The sequence below is a fragment of the Corallococcus praedator genome, from assembly GCF_003612125.1.
Taxonomy (GTDB): Bacteria; Myxococcota; Myxococcia; order Myxococcales; family Myxococcaceae; genus Corallococcus; species Corallococcus praedator.
Genome location: NZ_RAWI01000805.1, coordinates 1 through 565, shown reverse-complemented (window position 1 = coordinate 565; position 565 = coordinate 1). Strand labels below are relative to the sequence as shown.

1 pseudogene is annotated in these 565 nt (G+C 71.7%); it reads left to right on the top strand.

From position 1 onward, the window contains the following. Nucleotides 1-4: 4 nt before the first annotated feature. Nucleotides 5-565 (top strand): annotated as a pseudogene (locus D7Y13_RS41865) (hypothetical protein); the annotation flags it as partial.

Sequence of the window (565 nt, the reverse complement as noted above, 5' to 3'; positions counted from 1 at the left end):
CACGGTGGCGGCGCTCTACGTGCTCCTCTTCCCGTACCACCCGGGCCTGCGCTCGCCCAACGAGCTGTGCCGGCTGTGGCAGACGCGCGCGCTGGTGGAGGACGGCACGCTGGAGATCAACCGGGCCCTGCGCGACTACGGCCACGTGGGCGACCTGTCGGTGATGAACGGGAAGTACTACCCGTCCAAGGCGCCGCTCTTGTCCTTCGCCGCGGTGCCCGTGTACGCAGCCCTGCGCGCCGTGGGCGGAGGCCACCGCTACGCCGTGCCGGAGGTGCCGCTCGTCTTCTTCAGCCGCCTGTTCCTCACGGTGCTGCCCACGCTCCTGCTGCTGTGGCTGGTGCGCCGCTTCCTGCGCGCCTGGGTGTCGGCCACCGTCGCGGACGCGGTCACGGTGACGTACGCGCTGGGCTCGCTGGCGTTCAGCTACTCGCTGCTCTTCATGAGCCACCAGACGACGGCGGTGCTGCTCTTCGCCGGCTTCTACGCGCTGTGGAGGCTCGCGCGCGGAGAGTGGCGCGAACGCGGCTACGCCGTGGCCGGAGCGTGCGCGGGCGCCACCGTC